General features: G+C 66.1%; 20 protein-coding genes and 1 tRNA gene. 12 read left to right on the top strand and 9 right to left on the bottom strand.

Annotation, left to right across the window (positions count from 1 at the left end; genetic code table 11):
* The first annotated feature begins 75 nt into the window (after positions 1-75).
* Together HDC35_RS12075 and HDC35_RS12070 are read left to right on the top strand one after the other, a co-directional pair.
* Positions 76-1,698: a carboxylesterase/lipase family protein gene (locus HDC35_RS12075; RefSeq protein ID WP_184647063.1), complete on the top strand. Its 1,623-nt coding sequence runs from the start codon at positions 76-78 to the stop codon at positions 1,696-1,698.
* Positions 1,695-2,834, top strand: a complete 1,140-nt coding sequence (locus tag HDC35_RS12070) for a serine hydrolase (protein WP_184647061.1) — start codon at positions 1,695-1,697, stop codon at positions 2,832-2,834. The genes HDC35_RS12075 and HDC35_RS12070 overlap by 4 nt, the downstream gene beginning before the upstream one ends.
* Before the next feature lie 44 nt (positions 2,835-2,878).
* On the opposite strand, the gene HDC35_RS12065 is transcribed toward HDC35_RS12070, so the two are convergent.
* On the bottom strand, positions 2,879-4,516 hold the full coding sequence (locus tag HDC35_RS12065; protein ID WP_260397693.1) for a carboxylesterase/lipase family protein: 1,638 nt from the start codon (positions 4,514-4,516) through the stop codon (positions 2,879-2,881).
* Between the two features lie 194 nt (positions 4,517-4,710).
* Between HDC35_RS12065 and HDC35_RS12060 the strand changes: the two genes are divergently transcribed.
* Positions 4,711-6,306 (top strand): carboxylesterase family protein, encoded by a 1,596-nt coding sequence (locus HDC35_RS12060; RefSeq protein WP_311770768.1) that lies wholly within the window; start codon positions 4,711-4,713, stop codon positions 6,304-6,306.
* A complete protein-coding gene (locus tag HDC35_RS12055; RefSeq protein WP_184647057.1) occupies positions 6,303-7,796 on the top strand; it encodes an MmgE/PrpD family protein in 1,494 nt (497 codons plus the stop codon). Before HDC35_RS12060 ends, HDC35_RS12055 begins: the two co-directional genes overlap by 4 nt.
* A 386-nt stretch (positions 7,797-8,182) precedes the next feature.
* Here the strand turns inward: HDC35_RS12055 and HDC35_RS12050 are convergent.
* A tRNA-Cys gene (locus HDC35_RS12050) sits at positions 8,183-8,256 on the bottom strand.
* A 248-nt stretch (positions 8,257-8,504) separates the two neighbouring features.
* Here HDC35_RS12050 and HDC35_RS12045 point away from each other — a divergent pair.
* The 4 genes from HDC35_RS12045 to HDC35_RS12030 all read left to right on the top strand — a co-directional run bounded on the left by HDC35_RS12045 (position 8,505) and on the right by HDC35_RS12030 (position 11,651).
* Entirely contained in the window at positions 8,505-9,167 is a 663-nt protein-coding gene (locus HDC35_RS12045; protein WP_184647055.1) for a protein-L-isoaspartate O-methyltransferase, read from the top strand.
* A gap of 34 nt (positions 9,168-9,201) precedes the next feature.
* Complete coding sequence (locus HDC35_RS12040) at positions 9,202-10,692, top strand: TolC family outer membrane protein (protein ID WP_184647053.1); 1,491 nt, start codon at positions 9,202-9,204, stop codon at positions 10,690-10,692.
* A gap of 104 nt (positions 10,693-10,796) precedes the next feature.
* Positions 10,797-11,189: a DUF2497 domain-containing protein gene (locus HDC35_RS12035; protein ID WP_409437950.1), complete on the top strand. Its 393-nt coding sequence runs from the start codon at positions 10,797-10,799 to the stop codon at positions 11,187-11,189.
* 63 nt (positions 11,190-11,252) lie between these two features.
* Positions 11,253-11,651 (top strand): hypothetical protein, encoded by a 399-nt coding sequence (locus HDC35_RS12030; RefSeq protein WP_184647049.1) that lies wholly within the window; start codon positions 11,253-11,255, stop codon positions 11,649-11,651.
* 58 nt (positions 11,652-11,709) lie between these two features.
* Here HDC35_RS12030 and nudC read toward each other — a convergent pair whose 3' ends face one another.
* The 3 genes from nudC to HDC35_RS12015 are packed head-to-tail and all read right to left on the bottom strand — an operon-like array spanning position 11,710 to position 14,929.
* Entirely contained in the window at positions 11,710-12,582 is an 873-nt protein-coding gene (gene nudC / locus HDC35_RS12025) for an NAD(+) diphosphatase (RefSeq protein WP_184647048.1), read from the bottom strand.
* Positions 12,582-13,868 carry a serine hydrolase gene (locus HDC35_RS12020; protein ID WP_184647046.1) on the bottom strand — a complete coding sequence of 429 codons (1,287 nt, stop codon included), beginning with the start codon at positions 13,866-13,868 and terminating at the stop codon, positions 12,582-12,584. Before HDC35_RS12020 ends, nudC begins: the two co-directional genes overlap by 1 nt.
* Positions 13,865-14,929 carry an A/G-specific adenine glycosylase gene (locus HDC35_RS12015; RefSeq protein WP_311770763.1) on the bottom strand — a complete coding sequence of 355 codons (1,065 nt, stop codon included), beginning with the start codon at positions 14,927-14,929 and terminating at the stop codon, positions 13,865-13,867. Before HDC35_RS12015 ends, HDC35_RS12020 begins: the two co-directional genes overlap by 4 nt.
* 26 nt (positions 14,930-14,955) lie before the next feature.
* Here HDC35_RS12015 and HDC35_RS12010 point away from each other — a divergent pair, with 26 nt between their 5' ends.
* The 4 genes from HDC35_RS12010 (at position 14,956) to HDC35_RS11995 (ending at position 20,621) form a co-directional block, all read left to right on the top strand.
* Positions 14,956-15,540, top strand: a complete 585-nt coding sequence (locus tag HDC35_RS12010) for a DUF721 domain-containing protein (protein ID WP_409437949.1) — start codon at positions 14,956-14,958, stop codon at positions 15,538-15,540.
* Positions 15,541-15,550: 10 nt separating this feature from the next.
* The gene (locus HDC35_RS12005; protein WP_184647042.1) at positions 15,551-16,264 is read left to right on the top strand and encodes a thioredoxin domain-containing protein; all 714 of its coding nucleotides are present in this window, start codon (positions 15,551-15,553) and stop codon (positions 16,262-16,264) included.
* Between the two features lie 37 nt (positions 16,265-16,301).
* The gene (locus HDC35_RS12000; protein ID WP_184647040.1) at positions 16,302-17,042 is read left to right on the top strand and encodes a thioredoxin domain-containing protein; all 741 of its coding nucleotides are present in this window, start codon (positions 16,302-16,304) and stop codon (positions 17,040-17,042) included.
* A 135-nt stretch (positions 17,043-17,177) separates the two neighbouring features.
* Positions 17,178-20,621 carry a chromosome segregation SMC family protein gene (locus HDC35_RS11995; protein ID WP_184647037.1) on the top strand — a complete coding sequence of 1,148 codons (3,444 nt, stop codon included), beginning with the start codon at positions 17,178-17,180 and terminating at the stop codon, positions 20,619-20,621.
* Positions 20,622-20,754: 133 nt separating this feature from the next.
* Here HDC35_RS11995 and ubiA read toward each other — a convergent pair whose 3' ends face one another.
* The 4 genes from ubiA to HDC35_RS11975 form a co-directional block, all read right to left on the bottom strand.
* A complete protein-coding gene (ubiA, locus tag HDC35_RS11990; protein ID WP_184647035.1) occupies positions 20,755-21,663 on the bottom strand; it encodes a 4-hydroxybenzoate octaprenyltransferase in 909 nt (302 codons plus the stop codon).
* An 86-nt stretch (positions 21,664-21,749) separates the two neighbouring features.
* Entirely contained in the window at positions 21,750-22,424 is a 675-nt protein-coding gene (locus HDC35_RS11985) for a hypothetical protein (protein WP_184647033.1), read from the bottom strand.
* 20 nt (positions 22,425-22,444) lie between these two features.
* On the bottom strand, positions 22,445-23,029 hold the full coding sequence (locus HDC35_RS11980; RefSeq protein ID WP_184647031.1) for a TadE/TadG family type IV pilus assembly protein: 585 nt from the start codon (positions 23,027-23,029) through the stop codon (positions 22,445-22,447).
* Positions 23,026-25,023: a pilus assembly protein gene (locus HDC35_RS11975; RefSeq protein WP_184647029.1), complete on the bottom strand. Its 1,998-nt coding sequence runs from the start codon at positions 25,021-25,023 to the stop codon at positions 23,026-23,028. Before HDC35_RS11975 ends, HDC35_RS11980 begins: the two co-directional genes overlap by 4 nt.
* Positions 25,024-25,151: the final 128 nt, after the last annotated feature.

The following is a 25,151-nucleotide window of genomic DNA, read 5'->3' as shown; positions in this document are numbered from 1 at the left end:
GGCTTGCGGTCCGATAGGATTTCCCCAAAATGCGGCCATAAAAACAGGCCGCGCCAAATTTTGGGGAGAGATATCATGATGATAGAAGAGATGCGCCCGTCGCGCCGAATGCTGCTTTTAGGCGCGGGTTCGACCCTGCTCATCCCCCGAATAGCATCCGCCCTCACCGCCAGCGCCGCGCGCGTCACGACCGCGCAGGGCATCGTCCAAGGCTCCGAGTCCGAAGGCGTCACCATCTTCAAGGGGCTGCGCTATGGCGCGAGCACCGCCGGAGCCGGCCGATTCCGCGCGCCGCGCCCGCCCCTGTCGTGGGACGGCGTTTTCGACGCCACAACCTATGGCGACCAAGCGCCGCAGGTGCGCTCCATGCTCGCCGATCCCGGCCCGATGAGCGAGGATTGCCTGCGGATCAACATCTGGACGCCGCGCGCCGACGCGGGTCGGCGTCCGGTGATGCTGTGGCTCCACGGCGGAGGGTTCGAGGCCGGGTCGGGTTCGGCGCAGCTGTATGACGGCACCAATCTGGCGCGGCGCGGCGATGTCGTCGTCGCCACGATCAACCACCGGCTTAATGTTTTCGGCCATTGCCACCTGGCCCAGCGGTTGGGGAGCGATTATGCGGTATCGGGCAATGTCGGCTTCCTCGACCTGCTCGCGGCGATGCGGTGGGTGAAGCAGAATATCGCGGCCTTTGGCGGCGACCCCGAGAATGTCACCATCTTCGGTCAATCGGGCGGCGGGCGAAAGGTGAGTCTCAGCTACGCCTCGCCCGCGGCGGAAGGGCTTTTTGCCCGCGGCATCGTCCAGAGCGGATCGCACCTGCTCGTTCAGACGCCCGAGCAGGCCGACCGGCTCACGGGGCTGCTTCTCGCCAAGCTCGGCTATGCGGACGGCGCGGCGGAAAAGCTGCTTTCGGTTCCGGTCGAGGAATTGATCGCGGCGCAGCGCGAGGCGATTGGCGAAGCGGGCTATCGCTTCGAACCCGTGCTCGACGGGATCACGTTCACCGAACAGCCGTTTCTTCCCGCCGCCCCGCGCTGGAGCGCCGCCAAGCCGATGATGCTGGGATCGACGCGCACCGAATTGTCGGCGCAACTCGGCGCGGCGGAACCGCGGCTCTATGACCTTCCAGAAGCCCTGCTTCCCGCGGCGATCGGACGCTTCGTCGGGCACGACAAGGCGGCGGCCGCGATCGACATTTTCCGCAAGGCGAACCCCGATGCGCCGGCGCCGGAAATTTTCTTCGCCATCGCCTCGGCGCGCGCTTACGGCCGCGACGCGACATTGATGGCCGAAGCCCGGACACGCGCACCGGCGGCGGGACCGACCTGGCTCTACAAGCTCGCGTGGCGCTCCCCGGCCGAAGGCGGACGCCGCATCACGCCCCACTCGCTCGACCTGCCGTTCGTTTTTGACAATGTCGCGGCGGGGGCGCGGCTGGCAGGACCACCCACCGACGCCACGCGGGCGATGACCGACGCGATGGCGAACAGTTGGATCGCCTTTGCGCGCAGCGGCAATCCCGACAATCCCCCAATCCCCCATTGGACGCCCTATGATCTGGAGAAGCGCACCACGATGATCTTCGACGTGCCGCCGCGAGCGGAAGCAGACCCCTGGCAGGAGGAAAGAATGTTCATGGATCAGTTCGAAACGACGCAGGGCACGGCCGGGCGCTATCGGGGACTCGCCGAATGACCGGCGATCTGTCGCGCCGCTCGCTGCTCGGCGGCATCGCGCTCGCATCAATGGTTCCGCTGGCAGGTTGCGCCTCTTCGCGCGCGCTGTCCTCGCGTGCTACATCTTCGCGTTCGATGGCTGCGGGCGACTGGCCCCAGGGCAATCCGGCCGACTTCGGCCTTGATCCCGCAAAGCTCGACGTCGCGGCGACGCGCCTGGCGGCCGAGGGCGAGCGGCAGGGTCTGGTCATCATCCGCGACGGCAGGCTGCTGTTCGAACGTTATTGGGCGAACGACTATCACCGCGCCGAACCGACGTGGCGCAACGTGTCCTTTTCCTCCGGCAAGAGCTGGGGATCGACGATGGTGGGCCGCGCGGTGACTCAGGGGCATCTGTCAGTCGGGAACCTTGCGACGAAATATGTCCCCGCCGAACGGACCGGGCTCCATCCCGACACGACCATCCGGCATCTGCTGACGATGAGCAGCGGCGGCTCGCTCGTCACCAAGCCCAGTTCGAAGCCGCCCCGGCGTCTCGACGACAGCAGCCCGCCGGGAACCCCGGACGAATATCGCCGTTCCGCGGGGCATAGCGAGGAGCGCGGTGCGCCCGCTGGCTATGGCGTTTCCATCGCCCCCGGCAGCCGCTTTTTCTATGACGGCGCGGCCGCGGACCATCTGGCCGAAATCATCTCGGCCGCGACGGGCACGCCAAGCTATGATTATATGATGCGCGAAGTGCTGGCTCCGCTGGGTTGCCGCCACACCGATTATCAACCCGAAGGGATCGATTCCAACCGCGATATCCGCATCGGCGGTTCGATGCTGATTTCATGCCGCGACTTGGCGCGGCTGGGCCAGCTCTACCTTAACGGGGGGCGCTGGGACGGCGATCCGTTCATTGACGCAAATTATATTCGCGAAGCGATTTCGCCGTCCGAGCGCAATCCCTCTTATGGCTATCTGTGGATTCTGAACCACGAAGGGCGCGTCGCCAATGCGCCCAAATCCATGTTTTTCGCGGCCGGGGCGCGCGGCCAATATTGCTTCGTCCTGCCCGAACAAAGGCTGGTCGTGGCAACGATGGGATTCGGCAAGGCGACGCTGGAAACCGCCGAGGCATGGGACGCACTCGGCCCCGCCCTGCTCGCTTAAAGACAGCCTGCGGCGACGGATGACCGTCGCCGCAGGGCAAAGGATTATTCCGCTTCGGCGCCCCGGCGCGGCGCGGCGGGGATGCTCTTCCAGAATTCGCGATGCTTGCCGCGCGGATCGCTTTCGACCCGCATCTCGGTATCGAGGATCAGCGTCGCGCGCCGGGTGGTGTCATAGGCCGGCCATTCGGGCAGGCGCGCATTATTGGGATTACCCGTGGCGGCAAAATTCGCCCAGACCGATGCGATGCGATCGGCCATCTGGAGGCTGTCGGCGCTGGGACCGTTAAGGGCGCCGCGAATATTGTGCAGGCTGGGCGCCACGTCGATGCCGTGAACCGCGCCATAGCGGCCGCCAAAGGCAGGACTCGGCCAAGTCCACAGATAGGACCAGACGGGAGCCCCGCCCTGCTTCGCCTTCAGTTCCGCCTGGGTAAAGGCGCCGACGCGATAATAGCGATCGCTGTCCATCCGCGCGGCCAGCAGGAAGGGCTTCGCCTTCGGATCCTCGCCGCGATAGAGCGCAAGAAGGTCCGCCGCACGGTCGCCGGCGCGTTCCTTTGCAAAGGCGGTGAGTTGATCTTCGGTCATGCCGAAATTCATCATGCGATAGGCGCGCTCGTCGAGCGCCGTCGAAATGATCATCGGCACGTCGCGCGACACTTCGGGGGCATCGGGATCGAAGGGATGACGCGGCAGGGCGATGCCGTCGATCACAGGCGCGAAAGCGCCGGGGGCCTCGCCGCGCGCGCGGTCCGCGGCTTCCAGCTTGGCCTGGGTCTCCAGCAGCGTCTGAAACGGGATTTCCTGTAGCTTGCGGATGTTCTTAGGCCCAACCTCCAGTGCCTTGATAAGACGGGCGGCATTGGCGGTCGCCATTTCGGCGGGCATCATGCGCAGCGCCGATCCGCTCATTACGCCCGCGCGGTGGAACAGTCCCTTCGCGGCCGGCATCGCCATCAGGGTGCTCGTCTTTGCGCCGCCGCCCGACTGGCCAAACACCAGCACGCGCGAAGGATCGCCGCCGAATTCGGCGACATTCTCTTTCACCCAGCCCAGCGCCGCGACAATATCTTGCATCCCGACCGACCCCGACGAGGCGAAATCGGCGCCGCCCGCTTCAGCGAGATGCAGGAAGCCGAACGCACCCAGCCGGTGCGTTACCGAGATGACGACGGAATCGGAAAAGCGGGCCATCTGCTCGCCGTCCATGCCGGTCGAATTGCCCGAACCCCCGTAGAATCCGCCCCCGTGCAGCACGACGATCACCGGCTTTTTCGCCGTCGCCGACAGCGCGGGCGTCCACAGGTTGATCGACAGATTATCCTCGCCAGGACCCGAGGGTTGCAGGTCCATCATGATCAGGTCGGCATAAGCGAAACGGCGATCGGCAGGGACCTGAGGCGGCGCGTCCGAATAATGAAGCGCGTCACGGATGCCCGCCCATTTCGCGACTGGCTGCGGCGGCATGAAGCGGTTGCGGCCGCCGGTCGGCGCGCCATAGCGAACGCCCTTGAACACTGCGATCCCGCCGGACATCATCCCGCGAAGCTTGCCCTGCGCCGTATCGACGACCGGAAATATTTCGGCGCCGCGCGCAATGCCAGCGGCGCCCATGAGCGCGCCCGCGGCAAAGCTCATCCCCAGAAAATGGCGGCGGTTGGCATGTGAAGGATAATTCATTCCGGCTCTCCCATATCGATGGCGCAGCGTTGAATCGCTGGCCTTTTGTCGCCTCTTCTTGCGCCGCCCCCGCGCCTGAATCAAGAAACAATCTTGACTGTTGGTAAGTTAACCCCGAGTCTGGAACCAGATCGCCGATATGGCGGCAGCGAATCTGGGGAGAGCGATAGATGATAGGAAATGTCCGACATTTGGTGTTGATCGGAAGTCTGGCGCTCGGCCTTGCCGCTTGCGCCGCTCCGACGGCAAACGGCGGCGGTCCCCGTCCTGCGGTCGATTCCACGCCGCTGCTCTCGACCAGCTATGGCCCCGTTCGCGGCCAGCGCGAGGATGGCGTCGCAATATTTAAGGGGGTGCGCTACGCCGCTTCGACCGAGGGTTATCGGTTCCAGCCCGCGCGCGCGCCGCAGCCCTGGTCAGCTCCCGTCGACGCGCTCGATTATGGCAATGACTGTCCGCAGGCCGATGGCGGCGACGTCCCGCTCTTCACCTCCTGGGCTAATGATCGCCCGCGCAGCGAGGATTGCCTGTTTCTCAACGTCTGGACGCGCGGTCTCGGCGACGGCGGCAAGCGGCCGATCATGGTGTGGCTGCACGGCGGCGGCTATCTCGCCGGATCGGGTTCGAGCCATGGCTATGACGGCGTGCGCCTCGCGAACCGCGGCGATGTGGTGGTCGTCACGATCAACCATCGCCTGAACGGATTCGGCCATCTTTATGTCGCGGGCCTGTCGGGCGATGCCAAATATGCCGATTCGGGCAATGTCGGCATGCTCGACATCGTGCGCGCGCTGGAATGGGTGCGCGACAACGCCGCGGCCATTGGCGGCGATGCCGGAAATGTGACGATCTTTGGCGAATCGGGCGGCGCCGCGAAAGTGTCGACGCTGATGGGCCTTACCCCGGCAAAGGGTCTCTTCCATCGCGCGATTGCCCAGAGCGGCTCCATGTCGCTGGCCGGCTTCGAACCCCCGCTGGCGACAGGAATTGCCAAGGATATTCTGGCGGCATCGGGCCAGCCGACGGTCGAGGCGCTGGCCGCCATGCCCATGGAGGATTTCATCGCCGCCATGCGCAAGTCGCGCACCCGTGGCGGGTTGTTCCAGCCGGTCGTCGATGGCCGTTCGCTGCCGCGCCATGCCTTTACCCCCGATGCGTCGCCCCTGTCCCGGAACATCCCCTTGCTCGTGGGCACGAACCGGACCGAGATGCGCCTGCAGGCGGGGCTCGCCGATCCGCACAATTTCGACCTGAGCTGGGAGGAATTGCCGGCCCGGCTGAAGCCCTTCCTCGGCGGGGTCGATGCCGCCCCGATCATCGCGGGCATGCGGCAGGCCTTTCCGGCCAGCGATGCCAGCGACATCTTTTTCCACGTCGCGACGCACCGCAATTATCGCAAGACCGCGATCACCCAGGCGGAGCGCAAATCGCAGGCGGGCGGCGCGCCTGTCTGGATGTACCGGCTCGATTGGGCCACTCCCGTCGATGGCGGCAAATGGCAATCGCCCCATGCGCTCGACATCGCCTTTGTCTTCGACAATGTCGCCAAGTCGCTGTCGATGACGGGCAGCGGGCCAGAACAGCAAAAGCTCGCCGATCTGATGAGCGACGCATGGATTGCCTTTGCCCGCACGGGAAATCCGCAGACGCGTGCGCTTCCGCAATGGCCGACCTATGATCCGGCGCGCCGCGCGACGATGATCTTCGACGTGACCCCGCGCATCGTCGACGATCCCGACGGGGCCGAGCGCGAACTGCTCGCCACCCTGCCCGAAGGACGCGGCCGATGAGCGGGATGACGCGTCGCGGCGCAATAGCGGGACTGGTTGCGGGCAGCGCCATGGCGCCGATCATCGCCAAGGCTCAATCGCGAACGGGCGCGCCCTCAGCGGCGGCGGAGGCGGCGGCGGCGGCCACGCCGTTTCGCCCGGTCACCCCGGCGCTCACCGAATATATCGCGGGCGCGCAGACGGCCGCCGTTCCGGAGCCGGTGCGCGAACGGGCGCGCATGCATATTCTCGACACCCTTGCCTCGATCGTCGCCTGCCGCGATCTGGAAGCGGGGCGTCTTGGCCGCGCTTATGCGCTTGGCGCGGGCGGCAAGGGCAGCTCGACAATTTTGGGGACCACCGGGCGGGCGGGCATCGTCGATGCCGTTTTCGCGGGCGCGATGGCGGGCCACGCCGCAGAGATCAACGACTTCATCCCCTCGGCCTATGTCCAGCCGGGACCCTCGATCGTCAGCGCGGCATTCGCGCTGGCCGAGGCCCGGAACCTCTCCGGGCGGCAGGTCACCAACGCCGTGATCGCGGGATATGAACTCGCGGGCCGCATGCCCAAAGCCATCGGCACCCCCGCCCTGTTTCGCGCCGGGATCGCGAACCATGGCATCGGGCCGGTTTTCGGCACCGCAGCCGCCTCTTCGTCGCTGATGGGACTGAAACCCGAAGCGATCGCGCATGTGCTGAGCTATTCGGCGCAGCAGGCATCGGGCTCGTGGCAGTGGCTGCTCGATGTCCGCCATGTCGAAAAGGCCTTTGTGTTCGCGGGCATGGGTGCGCGCAATGGCCTGCAATCGGCGCTGATGGTCGAAACCGGCTTTACCGGCGTGGCGGACAGCCTTGATGCCGAGGGCGGATGGCTTCGCTCGCCGGCGTTCGAAAAGGCCGACCGCGCCTATTTGGTCGACGGCCTGGGAACCCAGTTCGAACTCGATCACGCCGCCTTCAAGCGTTACCCCACCGGCGGGCCGACCCAGCCGGCGGTCCAGGCGCTTCTCGAACTGCGCAAGCAAGTGAAGCCCGAAGAGGTCACGCGCATCCTGATCGAAATGCCCGGCCGCGCCGACGCCTTTGCCGGCGCGAAAATGCCTGCGCTGAACCTGCCCTATATCGCCGCGCTGATCATGATCGACGGACGGCTGGATTTCACCGCCGTCCAGTCGCTCGAGAGAATGCATAATGACCCGAAGATCGATGCATTTCGGAAATTGGTGCAGGTAATCGAGGACAAGGCCCAGGAAGCGCCCGATGGCGAGGCGCGGGTCGAATCTGCCCGGGTGACGATCGAACGGAATCGTAAGCCGAGCCTCGTGAAGTTCGTACCCTATGTTACCGGCTTTCCATCGCACCCCATGGGACTGGACGAGTTGGAAGCGAAGACGGGCGAATTGCTCGAGCCTCTCCTCGGGCGTACGAGAAGCCGGGACATCATCGCCAGGTTGCGCGGATTCGAGGATGAGAGCGATGTGCACAAACTGATCGCCTTGATTGCCAGATAGAGGCCCGATTCATCTGCTCGTCGGTCAGCCAATCAACCGTTCAAGATTCGGCTTCTCATCGCGAGCATGAATCAAAGCCGTCAGTCCAAATCAATGTGTCCTGACCCAACCGGCGAAGCTTGCTGCGGTGCGGATTGATCTGAAGATATAACCCCTTCGCACCTGGGACCTTGCAAGGCTTTTCTCGGGGCTTGGCATTCCGGATCTCGGCATCGGTCAGCGCCACTTGGGGACCTCATGGATTCTGGGACAATCCCTGCCCCGAAATAGGGGCCCCAACAGCCACAAACGCGCGCAATGAGACCATCACCGGCAGTCAGTGAATGCCCAACAAATAGCAGAAAAACGGTGATTTCACCCATCAGCAGCCATCTGCTGACAGGATATGGAGGCCCGAGCCGGAATCGAACCGGCGTATACGGATTTGCAGTCCGCTGCGTCACCACTCCGCCATCGGGCCTCACGCCGAAAGCCGTGGCCGCGGATGCGGACGGCCGGGTGTTGAACGGCGCCGCTAGTGAGGGGCTTTGGGCACATTGTCAAGGATTCGCCGGAAGCTCTGCTCGCGATGCGGGGTTGGCGACATCGGCGTTGCCAGCTATGCGCGGCGGCAGTATGGCACAGGGCTGTATTACTATTGCAATACAGCATGGCTTCGGTTAGGGCTGTGGTGCAAAGGTTGAGGCCCCAGGGAATCGGAAAAGGCTGATGGCGACCAAGTTTAGCGAATTTACGGCCGCGGAGATGCGTCCGGCAATGATCGACAGCCAGCTCAGGACGAACGATGTCATCGACCCGGCGGTCGTTGGGGCGATGGCGGCGGTGCCGCGCGAAGCATATGTGCCCGCAGCGCTCGCCGGCGTCGCTTATATGGACAGGGCAATCGCGCTCGGCCACGGCCGCGTGCTCAATCCCCCGCTTGTCACTGGCCGAATGCTGGTCGCCGCGGCTGTTCGTCCGGGGATGCGGGTGCTGCTCGTCGGCAGCGCCACCGGCTATAGCGCGGCATTGCTCGCGCTGATCGGTGCCGAAGTCCATGCGCTTGAGGAAGAGGGCGAATTGATGGCGTCGGCACAAAGCGCCGTAAACAACGCCAATATCCACTGGGCCGAAGGGCCGCTGGCCGCCGGTCTGCCCGACGCCGCACCCTTCGACCGCATCATCATCGAAGGCGCGATCGACATCCTCCCCGAAACGCTCGCGACGCAGCTTGCCGAAGGGGGCCGGCTGGTCGCGGCGCGCCGCGAAGGCGCGGTCACGCGGTTGGTTCAGGGGGTAAAGGCCGGCGGTGCGCTTCCGCTGCGCAGCTTTGCCGACATGGACGTTGCCCCGCTGCCCGGCTTTGCGGCGCCGGCGGGTTTTCAATTCTGACGCAATTTCTCCCCTGTTGCAGGCTGATATGACGATGCGCGATACCAACAAGACACAGTTTCGCCGGACGCGCTGGCTCGTCGGACTCGCGGCGGGGGCGCTGGCGCTGCCCGCCGCGTCGCACGCCGAAACGCTGCAAGGGGCACTGGCCAAGGCCTATGAAAATAACCCGACGCTGACCGCAGCGCGCGCGGGCCAGCGCGCGAACGACGAGAATGTCCCGATCCAGAAGAGCTACGGCCTTCCCGACATCGGAACGCAGGCGACCTATGATGAAAATCTTATCGTTCCGGGCAACAGCTTCAACGCGCCCGCACGCTCGCTGAGCGCGGGCGGCCAGCTGACGGTTCCGCTCTATCAGGGCGGGGCGGTACGCAACGCGGTACGCGCGGCCAAATATCGCGTCGAGGCAGGACAGGCCGATCTACGCGCGACCGAAGCGAGCATCTTCTCGCAGGTCGTCGGCGCCTATATGGACGTGATCCGCGATCAGGCGATCGTCCAGCTCAATCAAAAAAATGTGTCGGTCCTCCGCACCAATTTACAGGCGACGAGCGACCGGTTCGAAATCGGCGATCTGACCCGCACCGATGTTGCCCAGTCCGAAGCGCGGCTGGCGCTCGCCGAGGGCGACCTGCGCACCGCCGAAGCCAATCTGATCTCCAGCCGCGAAACCTATATCCGCCTGGTCGGCGATGCACCGGTCGATCTGGAGGCGCCGCCGACGCTTCCGAACCTGCCCGGCACCGCCGAAGAGGCCGTCGCGGTCGCGCTCAACAGCAACCCCGACATCGAATCGGCGAACCAGCAGGTCAACGCATCGAAAGCCGACATCGGCACCGCCAAATCGTCGCGCGCGCCCAAAGTGTCGGCGATCCTGAACGGCGGCTATAATAATTATCTCGGTTCGCTCGACAGCGGCGTTCCCGGCGTCAGCGTGACACAGGAAACCTCCAGCGCCGCGGCGGGCGTGCAGGTCACGCTGCCGATCTTCACCGGCGGGCGCCGTTCGGCGCAGGTCCGCCAGGCACAGTCACGCAGCAGCCAGGCGATGGAACAATATATCGAAGTCGAACGCAGCGTGATCGCGCAGACGCGCGGCGCCTACGCCGCTTGGCAAGCAAACGAGCGGATCATTGCCGCAACGCAGCAAGCGGTCAGCGCGAACGCGCTGTCGCTGGAAGGCGTGCGCGCCGAAAACAGCGTCGGCACGCGCTCGATCCTCGATATTTTGAACGCCGAGCAGGAATATCTGAATACGCAGGTCCAGCTCGTTTCGGCACGGCGCAACAGCTACGTCGCCGCCTTCTCGGTGCTCGCCGCGATGGGCAAGGCCGAAGCGCGCGACTTGGGGCTCGAGGGCGGCGCGCTTTACGATCCCGAAGTCAATTACAGGCGCGTAAAGGGCGAGCTGTGGGACTGGGCCGACGATCCGGCGCCGCAACAGGTCGCGACCGACACGCGCACCGTTCCGCCGGCAAATGCCGGCGTTCCCGAAGGCCCGCCGTCGCTGCCGCCGCAATAAGGATTGGCAAAAGCCGCCCCGAATCGGTAAGAGGCGCGTTAACCATCCGGTAAGCGCGATGGTTTAGGGGGTTGGTTATGGGCGATATGTCGCGGGAACCGTCGATGGAAGATATCTTGTCGTCGATTCGGCGCGTGATCGCTCGCGATGAAGCGCCCGGTAGCGCACGCGAAATTCGCGTCCCCGAAGCCGACGACATCCTCGACCTTCAGGACGAAGAAGACCGCGCCCAGGCCGATCGTGCGGACGACGAGCTTGTCTCCGAAGCCAGCGCCGATGCCGCGCGCCAGTCGCTCGACGCGCTGACCGCCGCCGTAACGCCCGCCGTCGCCGCCGCGACCGTCGCAGCGCCCACGGTGGCCGGCCGTACGATGGAAGAGGTCGTGCTCGACGCGCTTCGCCCGATGCTCAAGGAGTGGCTCGACGCCAACCTGCCCTCGCTCGTCGAAGCGATGGTGGCGAAGGAAATCAGCCGGATCACCGGCAAGAAATTCTGAGCCTCGCGATCTCCGCGCCTTGCGGCAGGTTTCGACCGGTTGCGGACATAAGCCCAACCTGGGATGCTGATCGCAATGGCTAATCTAGGTAGTCAATGGAGTCTCTCTAACCCGGGACGCGACGCGCTTTTGGTGTGGCTTGAGCCATGGGCTGAAGAGTTTGTTGTGCCAGCTAGATCAACCGTCGCCATGAGAGCTGCTAGTGGTCGCGCCGTTGGCGAGATTGAATGGACCCTCGATCATCTCATCGTGTGGGCAAGTGCTCCAACTGTAGAGGTTTTTATCGATGGCGTGCTCCAAGATTCTGGTTCGGCAACGATCCCTATTCCTGAAGGTTTGACCAAGGGAATGCTCAATATCCTTTTCGCTGGCCAACCCGCCGCTCGCCTTGGTGGCGCGCATGTAAATGTGGATGAGCGAGTATCACTGTGGGGTTGTATCACGAATCGTCTACGCTGGTAGATTGCGTGCGCAGGCAGCATGCGGGGCTCCCCATCCCAAAGCCGTCATTGCCCTCGCCCTATAAACCCGCCCAATCCTCCAGCAAATGCCGCGCGATCGCCAACGACGGGGGCGCCATGAACGGCGCGGCCATATCGCCCGCCAGCGCCGCGCGCACCTCGGCCTTGTCGACCCACATCGCCGCCTCGATCTCGGTCGTGTCGAGCGTGAGTGCGGGATCCTTGGCGGTCGCGCGGCAACCGATCATCAACGACGAGGGAAAGGGCCAGGGCTGGCTCGCCACATAGGCGACATCCGATACGCGGATACCCGCCTCTTCCCACAATTCGCGCGCGACGGCTTCCTCGAGCGATTCGCCGGGCTCGACGAACCCCGCAAGCGCCGAGAAGAAGCCCGGCGGAAAGCCGCCCTGCCGTCCGACGAGGACGCGGTCCTCGCATTCGGCAAGCATGATGACGACAGGGTCAACGCGCGGGAAATGCTCGGCGCCGCACGCACCGCATTTGCGCCCCCAGCCGCCGCGGAACAGCTCGGTCGGCGATCCGCACACCGCGCAGAAGCGGTGCCGCGCGTGCCAGTCGACGAGGCTGCGCGCGCCGCCATAAAGCGCCGCCTCCTCGCCCGCGAGCAGCGGCAGCAATCGCATCACCGTGCGCGAACGCGCGTCGATGCGCACCCCCGCGGGCGCTTCGCGCACGAAATGCGGAACCCCCGCCTCGTCGATGCCGAGCAGCATCGGCGCGCGTGTGTCGGCGGGATCGAGCGGCTCCCAACGCAGCCCGCCGCTTGTCCCCGGTACGAAATCGATCCCGTCGAGCGCGAGGCAACGCGCGCGCGGATCGGCAACCGCGGCGGCGAAGGCCTCTGCATTCGTGCGCAGCTGGTCGGCGCGGTCGAGCCGCGCGCCGGTGAAACCGAGCGGAAGCGACATCAGGCCATCACATCCTTGAAGAAGGTCTCGCCGAACTTCGACTGGAAAGGCACGGCGTCGGACGGCATGATCTGCGTATAGCCGGCCGCGCGATAACCGAGCTTACGATGGACGAAACCGATCGTTCCCGCTGCGCCCGCCCAGCCGAAAATGCCCTCGCCGCCCGGCGAGGTCGGCAGCGACACGCGCCCGCCCGCGCCAAAGCCCTGCCCGTCAATGAAGGTCCCCCTGCGATCGACGCTGTCGGCGATCAGGTTCGACATCGCGAGCCGCGCGGTTTCGGGCTTAATTACCCGCACGCCGCCGGTGGCGCCTTCACCCAGCAGCATCGCAAGGAAGCGGTCGTAATCGCGCGCGCTCGAAACCAGCCCGCCGCCGCCATAGGGGATTGGCGGCGGGTCGAGATAGATCGAGCTGGTCGCCGGATCGACCGGCAACAGCGCGCCGCCCATCGGTGCATAATTGGTCGTGAACCGCCCGACATCGCGCTGGGCGACCCGAAAGCCCGTGCTCGCCATCCCCAGCGGGTCGAAGATGCGCGCCTTCAGGAAAGCATCGAACGCCTGGCCCGACACGACTTCGATCAACCGCCCGGTCAGGTCGAGGCTGACCGAATAGCTCCAGCGCGTTCCGGGCTCGTAAACGAGCGGCAGCTTCGCCAGCCGGTCGGCAAATTCGGCCAGGCTGGGCGCGGGTTTCGTCGTCGGCACCCCCGGAATCGGCAGGCGGCTGACCTGCCCGCCAAAGATGCCCGCATCGTCATAGGCCTTTTTGATCGGGCCCTTCTGCATGATGCCATAGCCGAGACCCGCCGTATGGGTGAGCAGTTGGCGCACCGTGATCGGCCCCTTGGCCGGGCGAACGTCGGTGATCGAGCCATCGGGGACATTCTGCACCGTCATATTCGCAAAGGCGGGAAGGAAATCGGCGATCGGCTGGTCGAGCGTCATCTTGCCGTCTTCGATCAGCAGCATCGCAGCGATGCCCGTCACCGGCTTGGTCATCGAATAGAGACGCCACAGCGTGTCGGGGCCGACCGGCACCGCATCGCCGATCGACTGGACGCCCGCGCCGAAAAAGGCAGCCCCCTCCTGCCCCTTGCCGATCGCGGCGAGCGTGCCGGCCAGTTCGCGGCGATCGACGAAGCCCTTGATGAAGGCGTTGGTCGCGGGATAGAGCGCCGCGCCGTCGACTTTCCATGCCAGCGCCGCGCGCGGCAGCAACGCACCCGCACCCGCCAGCGCCATTCCACCCATCAGCGCGCGGCGTGACACCATCATGTTCATGCGTCTCTCTCCAGCATCTTGTCGGTCAGTTTGCGATAGAGCGTCGGCAGCCCGGCCGCGTCAAGGCCCGCGATCGGCCACCAGCCGCCTTCCGTTGCGGCATCCGGGGCTTCCGAGGCCCCCTCGGCGGGGGGTTCGCGCCGCACCAATGCCAGCGTCAGGTCGAAATGGGTGAAACCATGATCGACGCTGACGATTCCCGACTCGGCCGGCCGCACGTCGGTCCAGTCGCCGCCGGGTAGCGCACGCATGCCGCCGAGCATGCCCTTCGCGGGACGCTTGACCAGCCATATCCTGCCGTCGACTTCGATCCAGTGCGCCAGCCCATAGCGATGCGGCTTCGTCTTTTTCGGCGGCTTGACCGGCAGGCGCTCGATATCGGGCCGCCCACGCGCGCGGCAGTCGGCCATCACCGGGCAGATCGCGCAGGCAGGTCCGCGCGGCGTACAGACGGTGGCGCCAAGGTCCATCAGAGCCTGCGCAAAGTCGCCCGGCCGCGCCGCCGGGACGAGCGGCGCCAGTGTGGCCCGTATCTCGCGCTTTGCCATCGGCAACGGCGTTTCGATCCACCGGTGACGGGCAATCACGCGCTCAATATTCGCATCGACCACCACCGCGTGCTGCCCGAATGCGATCGCCGCGACCGACGCCGCGGTATAGTCGCCGATGCCCGGCAGCGCGCGCAGCGCGGCTTCGCTGTCGGGGAAATGCCCGCCATGATCGGCAACGACGGCGCGCGCACAGGCGAGCAGGTTGCGCGCGCGGGCATAATAGCCAAGCCCCGCCCACGCCGCCATGACATCGGCATCGTCGGCCGCAGCTAGATCGGCGACGGTCGGCCAACGTTCGGTAAAGCGGGCGAAATAGCCCGCGACCGCCGCAACGGTCGTTTGCTGGAGCATCACCTCGGCAAGCCAGATACGATAGGGATCGCGGGTTTCGTCGCTGTTCGGCGCGATCCGCCAGGGCAGGTCGCGCGCGGCGCGGTCGTACCAGGCGAGGAGCCGGTCCGCGAAGACGTCGGCGATGGTTGCTGCGATGCTCGAAGTCTGGACGCTCACCCCTCGCCTATGGCATGGCACCCGCCATGACGAAAGACGCAGGCGAGGATCGGCCGGCCAAAAAGGCAAAGGCCAAGACTGGGGCCAAGACCGGGGCGAAGGCCGCGAAGGCGCCGGTGCGCGCCTATGAACGCCCGCGCGGCGGCGAAGCGCGCATGATATCCGACCTCGTTCCAGAAATCGGCCGCGCCGCGTTCCGCAAATTCGGCTTCATCCAGGCGTCGGTAGTCAGCCGCTGGCGCGAGATCGTCGGCGACCGGCTCGCCGACGTCACGCAGCCAGCGATGATCCGATTTCCTGCTGGGCAAAAGGCGGGCGGGACGCTGCACCTGACGATCAGCGGGGCGCACGCGCCAATGCTGCAACATGTCGCCCCCGACATCGTCGCTTCGGTCAATCGCTTCTTCGGCTATGCCGCGGTCGCGCAGGTCCGCATGACGCACGGCCAGGTTACGCCGGCCGCGCCCGTTCAGCCGCCGGCAATGCTGAAACCCGTACCCGCCGAACTGGGGGACAGTTTACGCGACATCGGCGACCCGGAACTGCGCACCGTGCTCGAACGCATGGCAGCCGGGCTCGCGACGCCGCCCAAGCTGCCCCGTATCAGATAGGGTGTATTTCATGTCCGCTTTTGACGATCCGCACATCGATCGCCGCGCCGCGGTCCTCGCAATTTCGGGCGCCGCGCTGACATTGCTCGCCGCGACCCCCGCCAGGCCCGCCTGGTCGGCGACCGTTACGACCAGCCCGATCGGCGCCTTCCTCGTCGGCAACCCCGCGGCGAAGGTGAAGCTGGTCGAATATTTCAGCTACACCTGCCACGTCTGCGCCGATTTTGCCAAAGCGGGCTCGCTACCGCTGAAGACCGGCTATATCGACCGCGGCCTGATCCTGTTCGAATATCGCAACCTGGTTCGCGATCCCGTCGACATGGTCGCGGCGCTGCTCGCGCGGGCGGGCGGCGCCAAGGGCTTCGCGGGCAATCATCAGGCCATCTTTGCCGCCTTCCCCGCCATCATGGACAAGGTCCAGAAAGCGAGCGAGGCGCAAAAGAAAAGCTGGCTCGAAGGCGACACTGGCCAGCGCGCGCGCAAGATCGCCGCTGCCACCGGCCTCGTCGCGCTGATGCGCGGCCGCGGCTATACGCAGGCACAACTCGACGCCGCGCTCGACAGCGAAGTCGCGCAGGCCGAACTTACCGGCATGACCAACATCGGCCTCAATGCCGACCGCGTCACCGGCACGCCAAGTTTCTTCGTCAACGGCCGCAACGCCGAAGTTACCACCTGGCCCGCGCTCAAATCCAAACTCGACCTCGCGCTCAAGGCTTCCTAAAAGCCCCCCATTCCCGTTTCCGTGGAGAAAGACAAAGATGAACGCATCGCTTCGTATCGCCCTTCTGTCCTCGCTCGGCGCGTTCGCACTCGCCAGCTGCGGCGGCGGCGCCGACGACCCCGCCAAGGAGCAGGAGGTAGTCGCAAAGGTCGCACCGCCCGCCGGCAAGAGCTGGTCGCAAGTCGTACGCGTCGAAGGCGACGGCGTCGTCATGGGCAACCCCGACGCGCCGATCAAGCTCGAGGAATTTGGCGCCTTCACCTGCGGCCACTGCGCGAAGTTCGCGCAGGATTCGCACGAGGAACTGAAGCGCGACTTCGTCGACACCGGCCGCGTTTCGTACAAGCTGACGCCCTTCATGCTGCACCCGGTCGATGCGATCGCCGGCGCGATCGTCAAATGCACCGGGCCCGACCGCTTCTTCCCGCTCGCCGACGCGACCTTCATCGAGCATGAAGCCTTCATCGCCGGCGCATCGAAACCCCAGCCGGGGATCGAGGAAGCGACGAAGCTGCCGCCGGCACAGCGCTTCACTGCGCTCGCCAAGGGTTGGGGGATCGACCAATTCTACCAGCAGCGCGGCGTCCCCGCCGCGACGATCCAGCAGTGCCTCGGCAAGGTCGAAAATGTCGAAGCGATCGAAAAAGGCACCAACGCCGGGGTCGAAAAATATCAGATCACCGGCACCCCGACCTTCGCCATCAACGGCCAGGTCGTCGAGGGTGTCGCCTCTTGGGGTCCGCTGCGCGACCGCCTGCGCACGATGGGCGCGCGCTGACGCTGAAATGAGCGAGGGGCAGGCAAATCCTGCCCCTTGCGACTCCCCCCGCCACGCGGCATGACGGCTTCATGGGGGATATGTGACACCAAGGTTGCACCAGCTCCGATTCGTTAAGCTGCCCGGACCTATCCCGTGCAGATAAAGCGGCTGCGCCTGACCGGTTTCAAAAGCTTCGTCGAACCCACCGAACTGCGCATCGAGCCGGGGCTGACCGGCGTCGTCGGGCCCAATGGCTGCGGCAAGTCGAACCTCTTGGAAGCGATCCGCTGGGTGATGGGCGAATCTTCGCCCAAATCGATGCGCGGCGGCGGGATGGAGGATGTCATCTTCGCCGGCACCTCGTCGCGTCCCGCGCGCGATTTCGCCGAGGTCGCGCTCCACTGCGATACCGAGGGCGCACTCGTTGCGGGGCTGTCGGATTCGAACGACGGCGACGATCTGGAAGTCATCCGCCGCATCGAACGCGGCGCGGGAAGCGCCTATCGCGCCAATGGCCGCGACGTGCGTGCAAAGGACGTCGCGCTGATCTTTGCCGACGCCGCGACCGGCGCGCATAGCCCCGCGCTCGTCAGCCAGGGCAAGATCGCCAACGTCATTGCCGCGAAGCCCACCGACCGCCGCGCGATGCTCGAAGAGGCGGCCGGGATCGCGGGCCTCCATGTGCGGCGCAAGGATGCCGAGCAGAAGCTGCGCGCGACCGAGACCAACCTGACGCGGCTTTCCGAAATCGTCGCCGATATGGAAGTGCGCGCCAATGCCCTCCGGCGGCAGGCGCGGGCGGCGGAGAAATACAAGAATCTCTCCGATGATATTCGCATTGCCGAGGGGCGGCTGATCTATGCGCGCTGGCGCGACGCCGCCGCCGCCGCCGATCAGGCGCGCCGCGACGCCGATGCGGCCGAGGCGGCGGTCAAGACCGCGCAGGACGAACTCGAAACCGTGACGACAGCGCAGGTCGAGGTCGCCACCCGCGTCGCCGCAGCACGCAGCGATGCGCAGGCACAGCGCGAGGCGCTCGCCGAGGCGACCGCAACCCAGGTGAGATTGCAGGGCGAAGAGCGCGCCGCGCTTCAGCGGCTCGAGGATCTGGCCGCGCAACAGCGGCGCATCGCCGACGACCGCGCGCACGAAGGCGAGCTCGCGCGCGAAGCCCATGCCGCGCTGACCGCGCTCGACGCCGAAACCAAAAAGCTCGCGCAGGACATCGCCGGACACGATGCCGGCAAGACCGCGCTCGCCGACGCCAGCCTCGCCGCGCAGGCCCGCCTTCGCGACGCCGAAGTCGCGCTTGCGCAAGCGCGCGCAAAAGCGGCAAGCGAGGCGGCCGACCGGCGCATCGCCGTATCGGCGGTGGAAAGCGCCGAAGCCGCGGTGCGCCGCGTGGCGAACGACAAGACGCGCGTCGACGCCGATCTGGCCGCGCTCGGCGACAGCGCCGCGCTCGCCGCGAAGCACGCCGACAGCGTGAAAGCCGCCGACGCGGCCGAAAGCGCGATCGCCGCCGCCGAAAGCGCGCTGCAGGAGGCCGAGGCCGATCGCGAGACGACCGCCGCCGACCTCGCAGGCGTCGAGGCGGGGCTGGCCGAGGCGCGCGCCGCGCTTGCCGCGCTCGATGGCGAGGCGACGACGCTCGAACGCGCGCTTGCCGCCGCGCGCAGCGACGAGGGCCGCATCCTCGATCAGCTGCGGGTTGCGCCGGGTTATGAAGCCGCACTCGCCGCCGCGCTCGGCGACGACCTCGACGCCGGCACCGACAGGGATGCTCCGCGCAGTTGGCGCGGCGCCGACAAGGGGGGGGACGATCCGGCGCTTCCGACCGGCAGCAAGGCGCTGGGCGAGTTCGTCCAGGCGCCCGGCGCACTGGCCCGACGCCTCGCACAGGTGGCGGTCGCCGAAACCGACGAGGATCAGCCGCTCGCGGTCGGCCAGCGCCTGGTCACCCTCGACGGGATGATGCGCCGCTGGGACGGTTTTGCCACCCGCGGCGACGGCGCGACCGCGACCGAGCGGCTGCAACGCCAGAACCGCCTCGAGGCGCTTGCCGCGCAGCGGCCGCAGATCGAACTCGGCGTGCAGGAACTGAGCGACCGGCGCGACGCCGCGGCCGCGAAAGCCGCCGCGCTGACCGAAGCCGCTGCCACGGCACGCAAGGCGCTTGCCGCGGCCGACGAAGAACGGCGCAACGCGTTGCGCGCTGCCGACCAGGCGCAAGCTGCGCTCGATCGTCACCGCGACGCGGCCGCCCTGTTCGACCGCCGCCTCGCCGAAATCGCCGAAGCCGCGAAGGAAGCCGCCGACGCGCTGGCGGTGCAGCAGGCCGTTCTTACCGCGCTTCCCGACGACAGCATTGCGCGGGCGGCGCTCGACGCCGAGGAACAGGCGACCGAACGCGCGCGCGCCGACGCCGGCACCGCGCGCGATGCCCTGGCCGCGCACGAACGCACGCTCGCGTCGCTGAGCGAACGGCAGGCGGTCGTCAGCGCCGAAATCAAGAGCTGGAAAGCGCGCGCCGGCGAAGCCGCACGCCGCGTGACCGAGATGGACAAGCGCGCCGAGGCGCTGGCGGCCGAGGCCGCCAAGCTTGCCGATGTGCCGGCGGAACTTGCCGAACAGCGCTGCGCTGCCGAAGCGCAGCAGGCGGCGCTGCGCGACAAGGTCGCCGCCGCCGAAGCGCAGGAGCGCGCCGCCGAGGCCGCTCTCCGCGAAGCCGAAACCGCATTGAACGCGATCCGCGAGCGCGTCGCCGGCGCGCGCGAAACGCGCGCGGGCGCGGTGGCGCGCTCTGAAAACGCCGAACTCCGCCGCATCGAGATGGGGCGCCTGTCGGGCGAACGCTTCGAATGCCCACCGCCGCTCCTCCCGCAGAAGGCAGGTTTCGAGAGTGCGAGCGTCGGCGATGCCAACGCCGAATCGGCGCAGCACGACCGGCTGATCGCCGACCGCGAACGGCTGGGCCCGGTCAACCTCGTCGCCGCCGACGAACTCGTCGAACTCGACACCGAGCGCGAGAAGAGCGCCGCCGAGATCGAGGAACTGACGCAAGCGGTCAATCGTCTCCGCGGATCGATCGGCAGCCTCAATCGCGAGGGCCGCGCGCGCCTGCTCGCGGCGTTCGAGGCGGTGAACGGCCATTTCCAGCGCCTCTTCACAACGCTGTTCAACGGCGGCCAGGCGCATCTCGAACTCGTCGATTCGGACGACCCCCTGGAAGCGGGGCTCGAAATCATGGCGCAGCCGCCGGGCAAGCGGCTCGGCACGCTCACCCTGCTGTCGGGCGGCGAACAGGCGCTCACCGCCGTCGCACTGATCTTTGGCCTGTTCCTCACCAACCCGGCGCCGATTTGCGTGCTTGACGAGGTCGACGCGCCGCTCGACGACGCGAATATCGAGCGCTTCTGCGACCTGCTCGACCGGATGAGCCGCGAAACCAACACGCGCTACCTGATCGTCACGCACAATGCCGTGACGATGGCGCGCATGCACCGCCTGTTCGGGGTGACGATGATCGAGCGCGGCGTCAGCCGTCTCGTCTCGGTCGATCTTGGCGGCGCCGAGGAACTGCTCGCCGCCGAATAATCCTCCCTGCGGCGAAGCGGTGGGGACGGGGAGTGCGGGCGGCGGTGCAGGGCCGCGACGATGCGCTGTCAGCCCCCCGTCAGCGGCCGTGCCGCTGCCACCCCCCATGCCTGCGGCACAGGGAAGGATCGATTCAGCGCGCCATCCCCACCACCAGCATCGCCGCAAAGACGAGCAGCCCGGCAAAGCGGTTGCTGCGGAATTTCGCCAGTGCATCCTCGCCGCTCGCGGGATCGAGTGTTACTACCTGCCCGGTCAGCTGCACCGCCGCGGGGATCAGTGCCACCAGCACCAGCGGGTCGGGCCGCACCGCCCACAGCGCGCCGCCCCAGCAGCCGAGCGCCGCGGCATAGCAGAGCGCGACCCCGCTCTTCACCTGCCCGCCCATCGCGCGCGCGCTCGATTTGACGCCGACGAGCATATCGTCCTCGATGTCCTGCAAGGCATAGATGGTGTCATAGCCGATCACCCACGCGATGCAGCCGGCATAGAGCAAGGGCAATGCCATTCCCTGCGCCCCGCCCACCGCGACCCACGCGACGAGCGCGCCCCAGCTGAACACCAGCCCCAGCCACGCCTGCGGCCACCAGGTGATGCGCTTCATGAAAGGATAGGCGGCGACGAGGATCAGGCTGGCGAGCGCGACGATCTGCGCCGGGCGCGGCAGCTGGACGAGCACCAGCAGCCCGACGAGCGCGAGCAGCGCCGTCCACAGCCCGGCATTCCGCACCGACACCGCCCCGCTCGCCACCGGTCGCGACGCGGTGCGCGCGACTTTCGCGTCGAGGTCGCGATCGACGATATCGTTATAGACGCACCCCGCCCCGCGCATCGCGATCGCGCCGAGCAGGAACCACAGCAGCAGCGGCCAGCGGCTGAGCGCTCCGCCGCCGAGCGCGACGCCGAACGCGCACGGCCAATACAGCAGCCACCAGCCGATCGGCCGGTCGAATCGCGCCAGCAGCGCATAGGGCCGGGTCGCGGCGGGCAGCAGGGCAACGAAACCGCGAAGCTGGCTGTCGGGAGGATGGGTGGCAGTCATCGGCAGCGGCGCATGTAGCAGCCGGTGCGGCCGCGATAAATGCCCGATTGGCAATCCGCGGTTATCGGCGGTTCAGGGTCCTGGCCCTAGGTGCAGACCGACTTGATCCCCGGGCCATGAACCTTGCTGAGGTCGCGCGATTCGCGGATGTTGAACGCCGCCGTCGAACGGATTGTCCGCGGGCCCAGCCACGAACCGAACGCCAGCGGCTGATATTCATAGACGATTTCCACGAACATGACCGCCGTACCGGCCGCCGCGGTGACTTCGCGGCCCTCCGGGCCCATGCCCTTGAAATCGGTGCCGGTCTTGCCCTTGCCTTCGAGGCCATAGCTCGACGCTGCCTTGAGGTCGCCATAGCAGCGCTGCCAGTGAATCCATTGGCCGCCCTCGGGATTGCGTTCGAGGCTCGACAGGATGATGCGTCCATGTTTCTTGAATTCGAGTCCCCTCGCCTGTTCCTCGACACCCGTGAACACCTCGTTGATGTCGAGTTCGCGGATCTGCGGCAGCGACAGCGACGTACCCGCCGCGATGCGCGAGGCATTGTCGGCGGCGCTGAGGCCGATCTGGCTGATCCGCGTGTTGGCGAGCGTCAGATAGGCCATTTCCAGCCCCCCAAAACCGAGGAGCACGAGCAGCGGCACGGCAAAGGCCATTTCGATGATGACGGTTCCGCGCGTGTCGCGGGCCAGCCGGGCGCGGCGCGCAAGCCGCGCCGGAAGCGCGCGGGCGCGGGTCAGGATGGTCTTCAGTCGCATGGAAGGCTCCGTTCCGATCGTCATGTCTTCACGCAGATATTCTTGCTGGTCGACGTATTCGCACCATAGGGCTGGTTGCGCAGCACCGACGTCGCGGTCAGCGTCGTTTCCTTCGGCTGGCCCAGCATGTGCCAGACCGGCAGGATGCGATCGAACTTCATCTTGACCGTGTACAGCACGACATCTTCGGCGCTGCCGTTGCCGTCGCTGCCGACATCGTCGTCCAGCCTTCCATTATTGTTGAGGTCGTCGAAGCAATAGCCCGTGTCGTTCGGCACCGCGACCTCGGGATCGCCGATCTGGTCGAAGCTTTCATAGGCCTTGCGCTCGAAGGTCAGGTCCGCGTCCTTGAACACATTCTGCACCTGCTGTTTGACATTGTTGTCGAGCGCAACCTGGTTGCCCGCATTGATTTCGAGCGTCGCGTCGCGCGCAGCATTGGCGACCGCGCCCTGCAACACCTGGTTGGCGTACATCTGCCAGCTATAGTCGAACAGCCCCATCACCAGCAGCAGGAAGAAGGGCCCGGCGAGCGCAAACTCGATGATGACGTTCGCGCGCTGGTCGCGGCCAAGCCGGCGGAGCAGGATGAGCCGGCGCATCATTCGGCCAACCGCAGTTTGGAAATCTGGCGCGCGATCGCCTGGAAATGATCGTTCAGCTGCGACGCATTGTTCGCCTGATATGCCTTGCCCGACGACGCGCATTTGGTCAGCTGGTCGTTGAGCGTCACGCCGAAACCGACCACCCAGACCGTGATATTCTTGGCCTTGGCCTTTTCGCACAGTTGCAGGAAGCGGTTGTTGTGCCGCGCGGTCAGCGATGAATCGCTTGTGCCGCCGACGCGCTTGTCCTTCCATTCATACCCCTGGAACGACAGATTGCCCATGTTTGCCGACATTTCGCCGTCGGTCATGAAGATGATGTGGCGGCTGATCGGCCGGCCGTTCGGCGCGGCGGCATTTTCGTCGGAGAACATGCCGTCCGCCGACAACAGCCGCACACCCCACACCATGCCCGCGTCGTGATAGGTACCACCGACCGGCTGGAGCGAATTGATGTAGCTGTTGAAGCTCGACCGGTCGTTCGCCGTCTGTGTCGTCAGCTTCATCGCCGCGGCCGGGCACACGCCCCAGCCGTTCGACCAATATTTCGAAAAGCGCTGCCAGCTTCCGTTGGTGCTGCCGTCGCCGCTGACGCTGCTGCTGTTCACGGTGACTTCGCTTGCCGACGAGGGCGTGCTTCCCGGGCCGCTGGCAAAGGGGAAGGCGATTTCGGGCACCAGCAATTGCCATTTCGTGATCGGGTCGCTGCCCGGTGCGGTATCGACATCCATGTCATAGGCGGCGTTTGGCGCGGTCTCGTTCGGACCGAACGCCTCGGTCCCGCGCTCGATGACACACCCGCCCCAGGTCGAAAAGATCTTCGCGCCCGAATCGCCGGTGTCATTTTCGAACGACGATCCGCCCTTGGCCTGGGCAACGTCGAAGTTCCGCTTCTGGTAGATATATTTATTGTCGAAGACGAGCGTCGGGGTCTCGGTCACCGTGGTCGTATGCGTCCGGGTAAAGGTCGCGGTGCGGCGTTCCAGCGCACAATAGGCCTTAACATTCCAGCTGCCGGGTTTCCATCTATAGCGGTGCGTATAATAGCGATAGGTCTGGCTCGTGTCGTAAGTGGTGACGCGGTTGCCGTCGCTGTCGACATATTGGTTGGTCTGGTTCGCCGACGGGTTGCCCTGCGACGTCGGCGTCGTATCGGCGGGCGGCGTTTCGGATTCGCACGTCGACTGGCCGTAGTTGGTGCTGTTCAGCGTCGACCAGCTGCCATAGCTGGTCGTGCCGTTCTGATAATCGTCGTCTTCCTCATAAGACGGGTTCGAATAGACCGTCTTCATCTTCGCCGAACGCGACCACAGCTCGGTATTGTCGGCGAGCCAGGCCGGATTCTTGTCGTAGAGGATCTTGCCGACATTCGCCGCCGAGCTGTACGGCACGACGCCGAAACGCAGCCGGCCGTCGCCGATCTGCGCGCCCGTCATCGTGTCGAAAAAGTCCATCGTCGCGGTCTTGAGCGCCGAAATGCGGTTGACCGAGTCGCCCGAATTGGTCTGCGCCATCGACCCCGTGACGTCGAGCACCATCATGATGTCGGCGTTCGAGATTTCGAGCTTCGCGGTACAATTGGCGGTCAGGTCGAAACCCGGGTAGGCGAAGATCCGCATCACCGCGGTCGGCAAATAGGCGCGCGCGGTGCCGACGACGCTCGACGGGCCCGATGCCTGCGACGCGAAGCTCACCTGGCTGCTGCCATATTTGTCGGTGGAATAATTATAGTTGAACATCTTGTTGGCTTCGGCCTTGGCCGACGCCGAATATTCGGTGCCGGTCATGGCGCGGCGCCCCGCGAGCACGCCCGCGTCGCAAGCCTGCTGCAAGCGGAGCTGCGCCATATAGCCGCGCCCGATATCGATGCCCGACCCGACCATGGCCACGACGGGCACAAGCGCCGCCGCGGTCAGGAAATAGACGTTGCCGCGCCGGTCGCGCAAAAGATTGCTAGCGCCCAGCCGCAGCCGGCTGAATACGGTCCCTCGCATAGTCTAACCCCTCTTGGTCCAGACACGCGGCCCACTCAGATGCGTGGCTGGCATCGTTGCACTAGGGGGAAACTGCTTACCAAACCGCTAATCGGAGGGGCGGGCATATCGCCTCGAAACGGCCGATC

Origin of the sequence: Sphingopyxis sp. JAI128 (genome assembly GCF_014207235.1) — a bacterium.
Lineage (GTDB): Bacteria > Pseudomonadota > Alphaproteobacteria > Sphingomonadales > Sphingomonadaceae > Sphingopyxis.
Note: the sequence above shows the minus strand (reverse complement) of the source record. Positions and strands in the feature narration are given on the sequence as shown.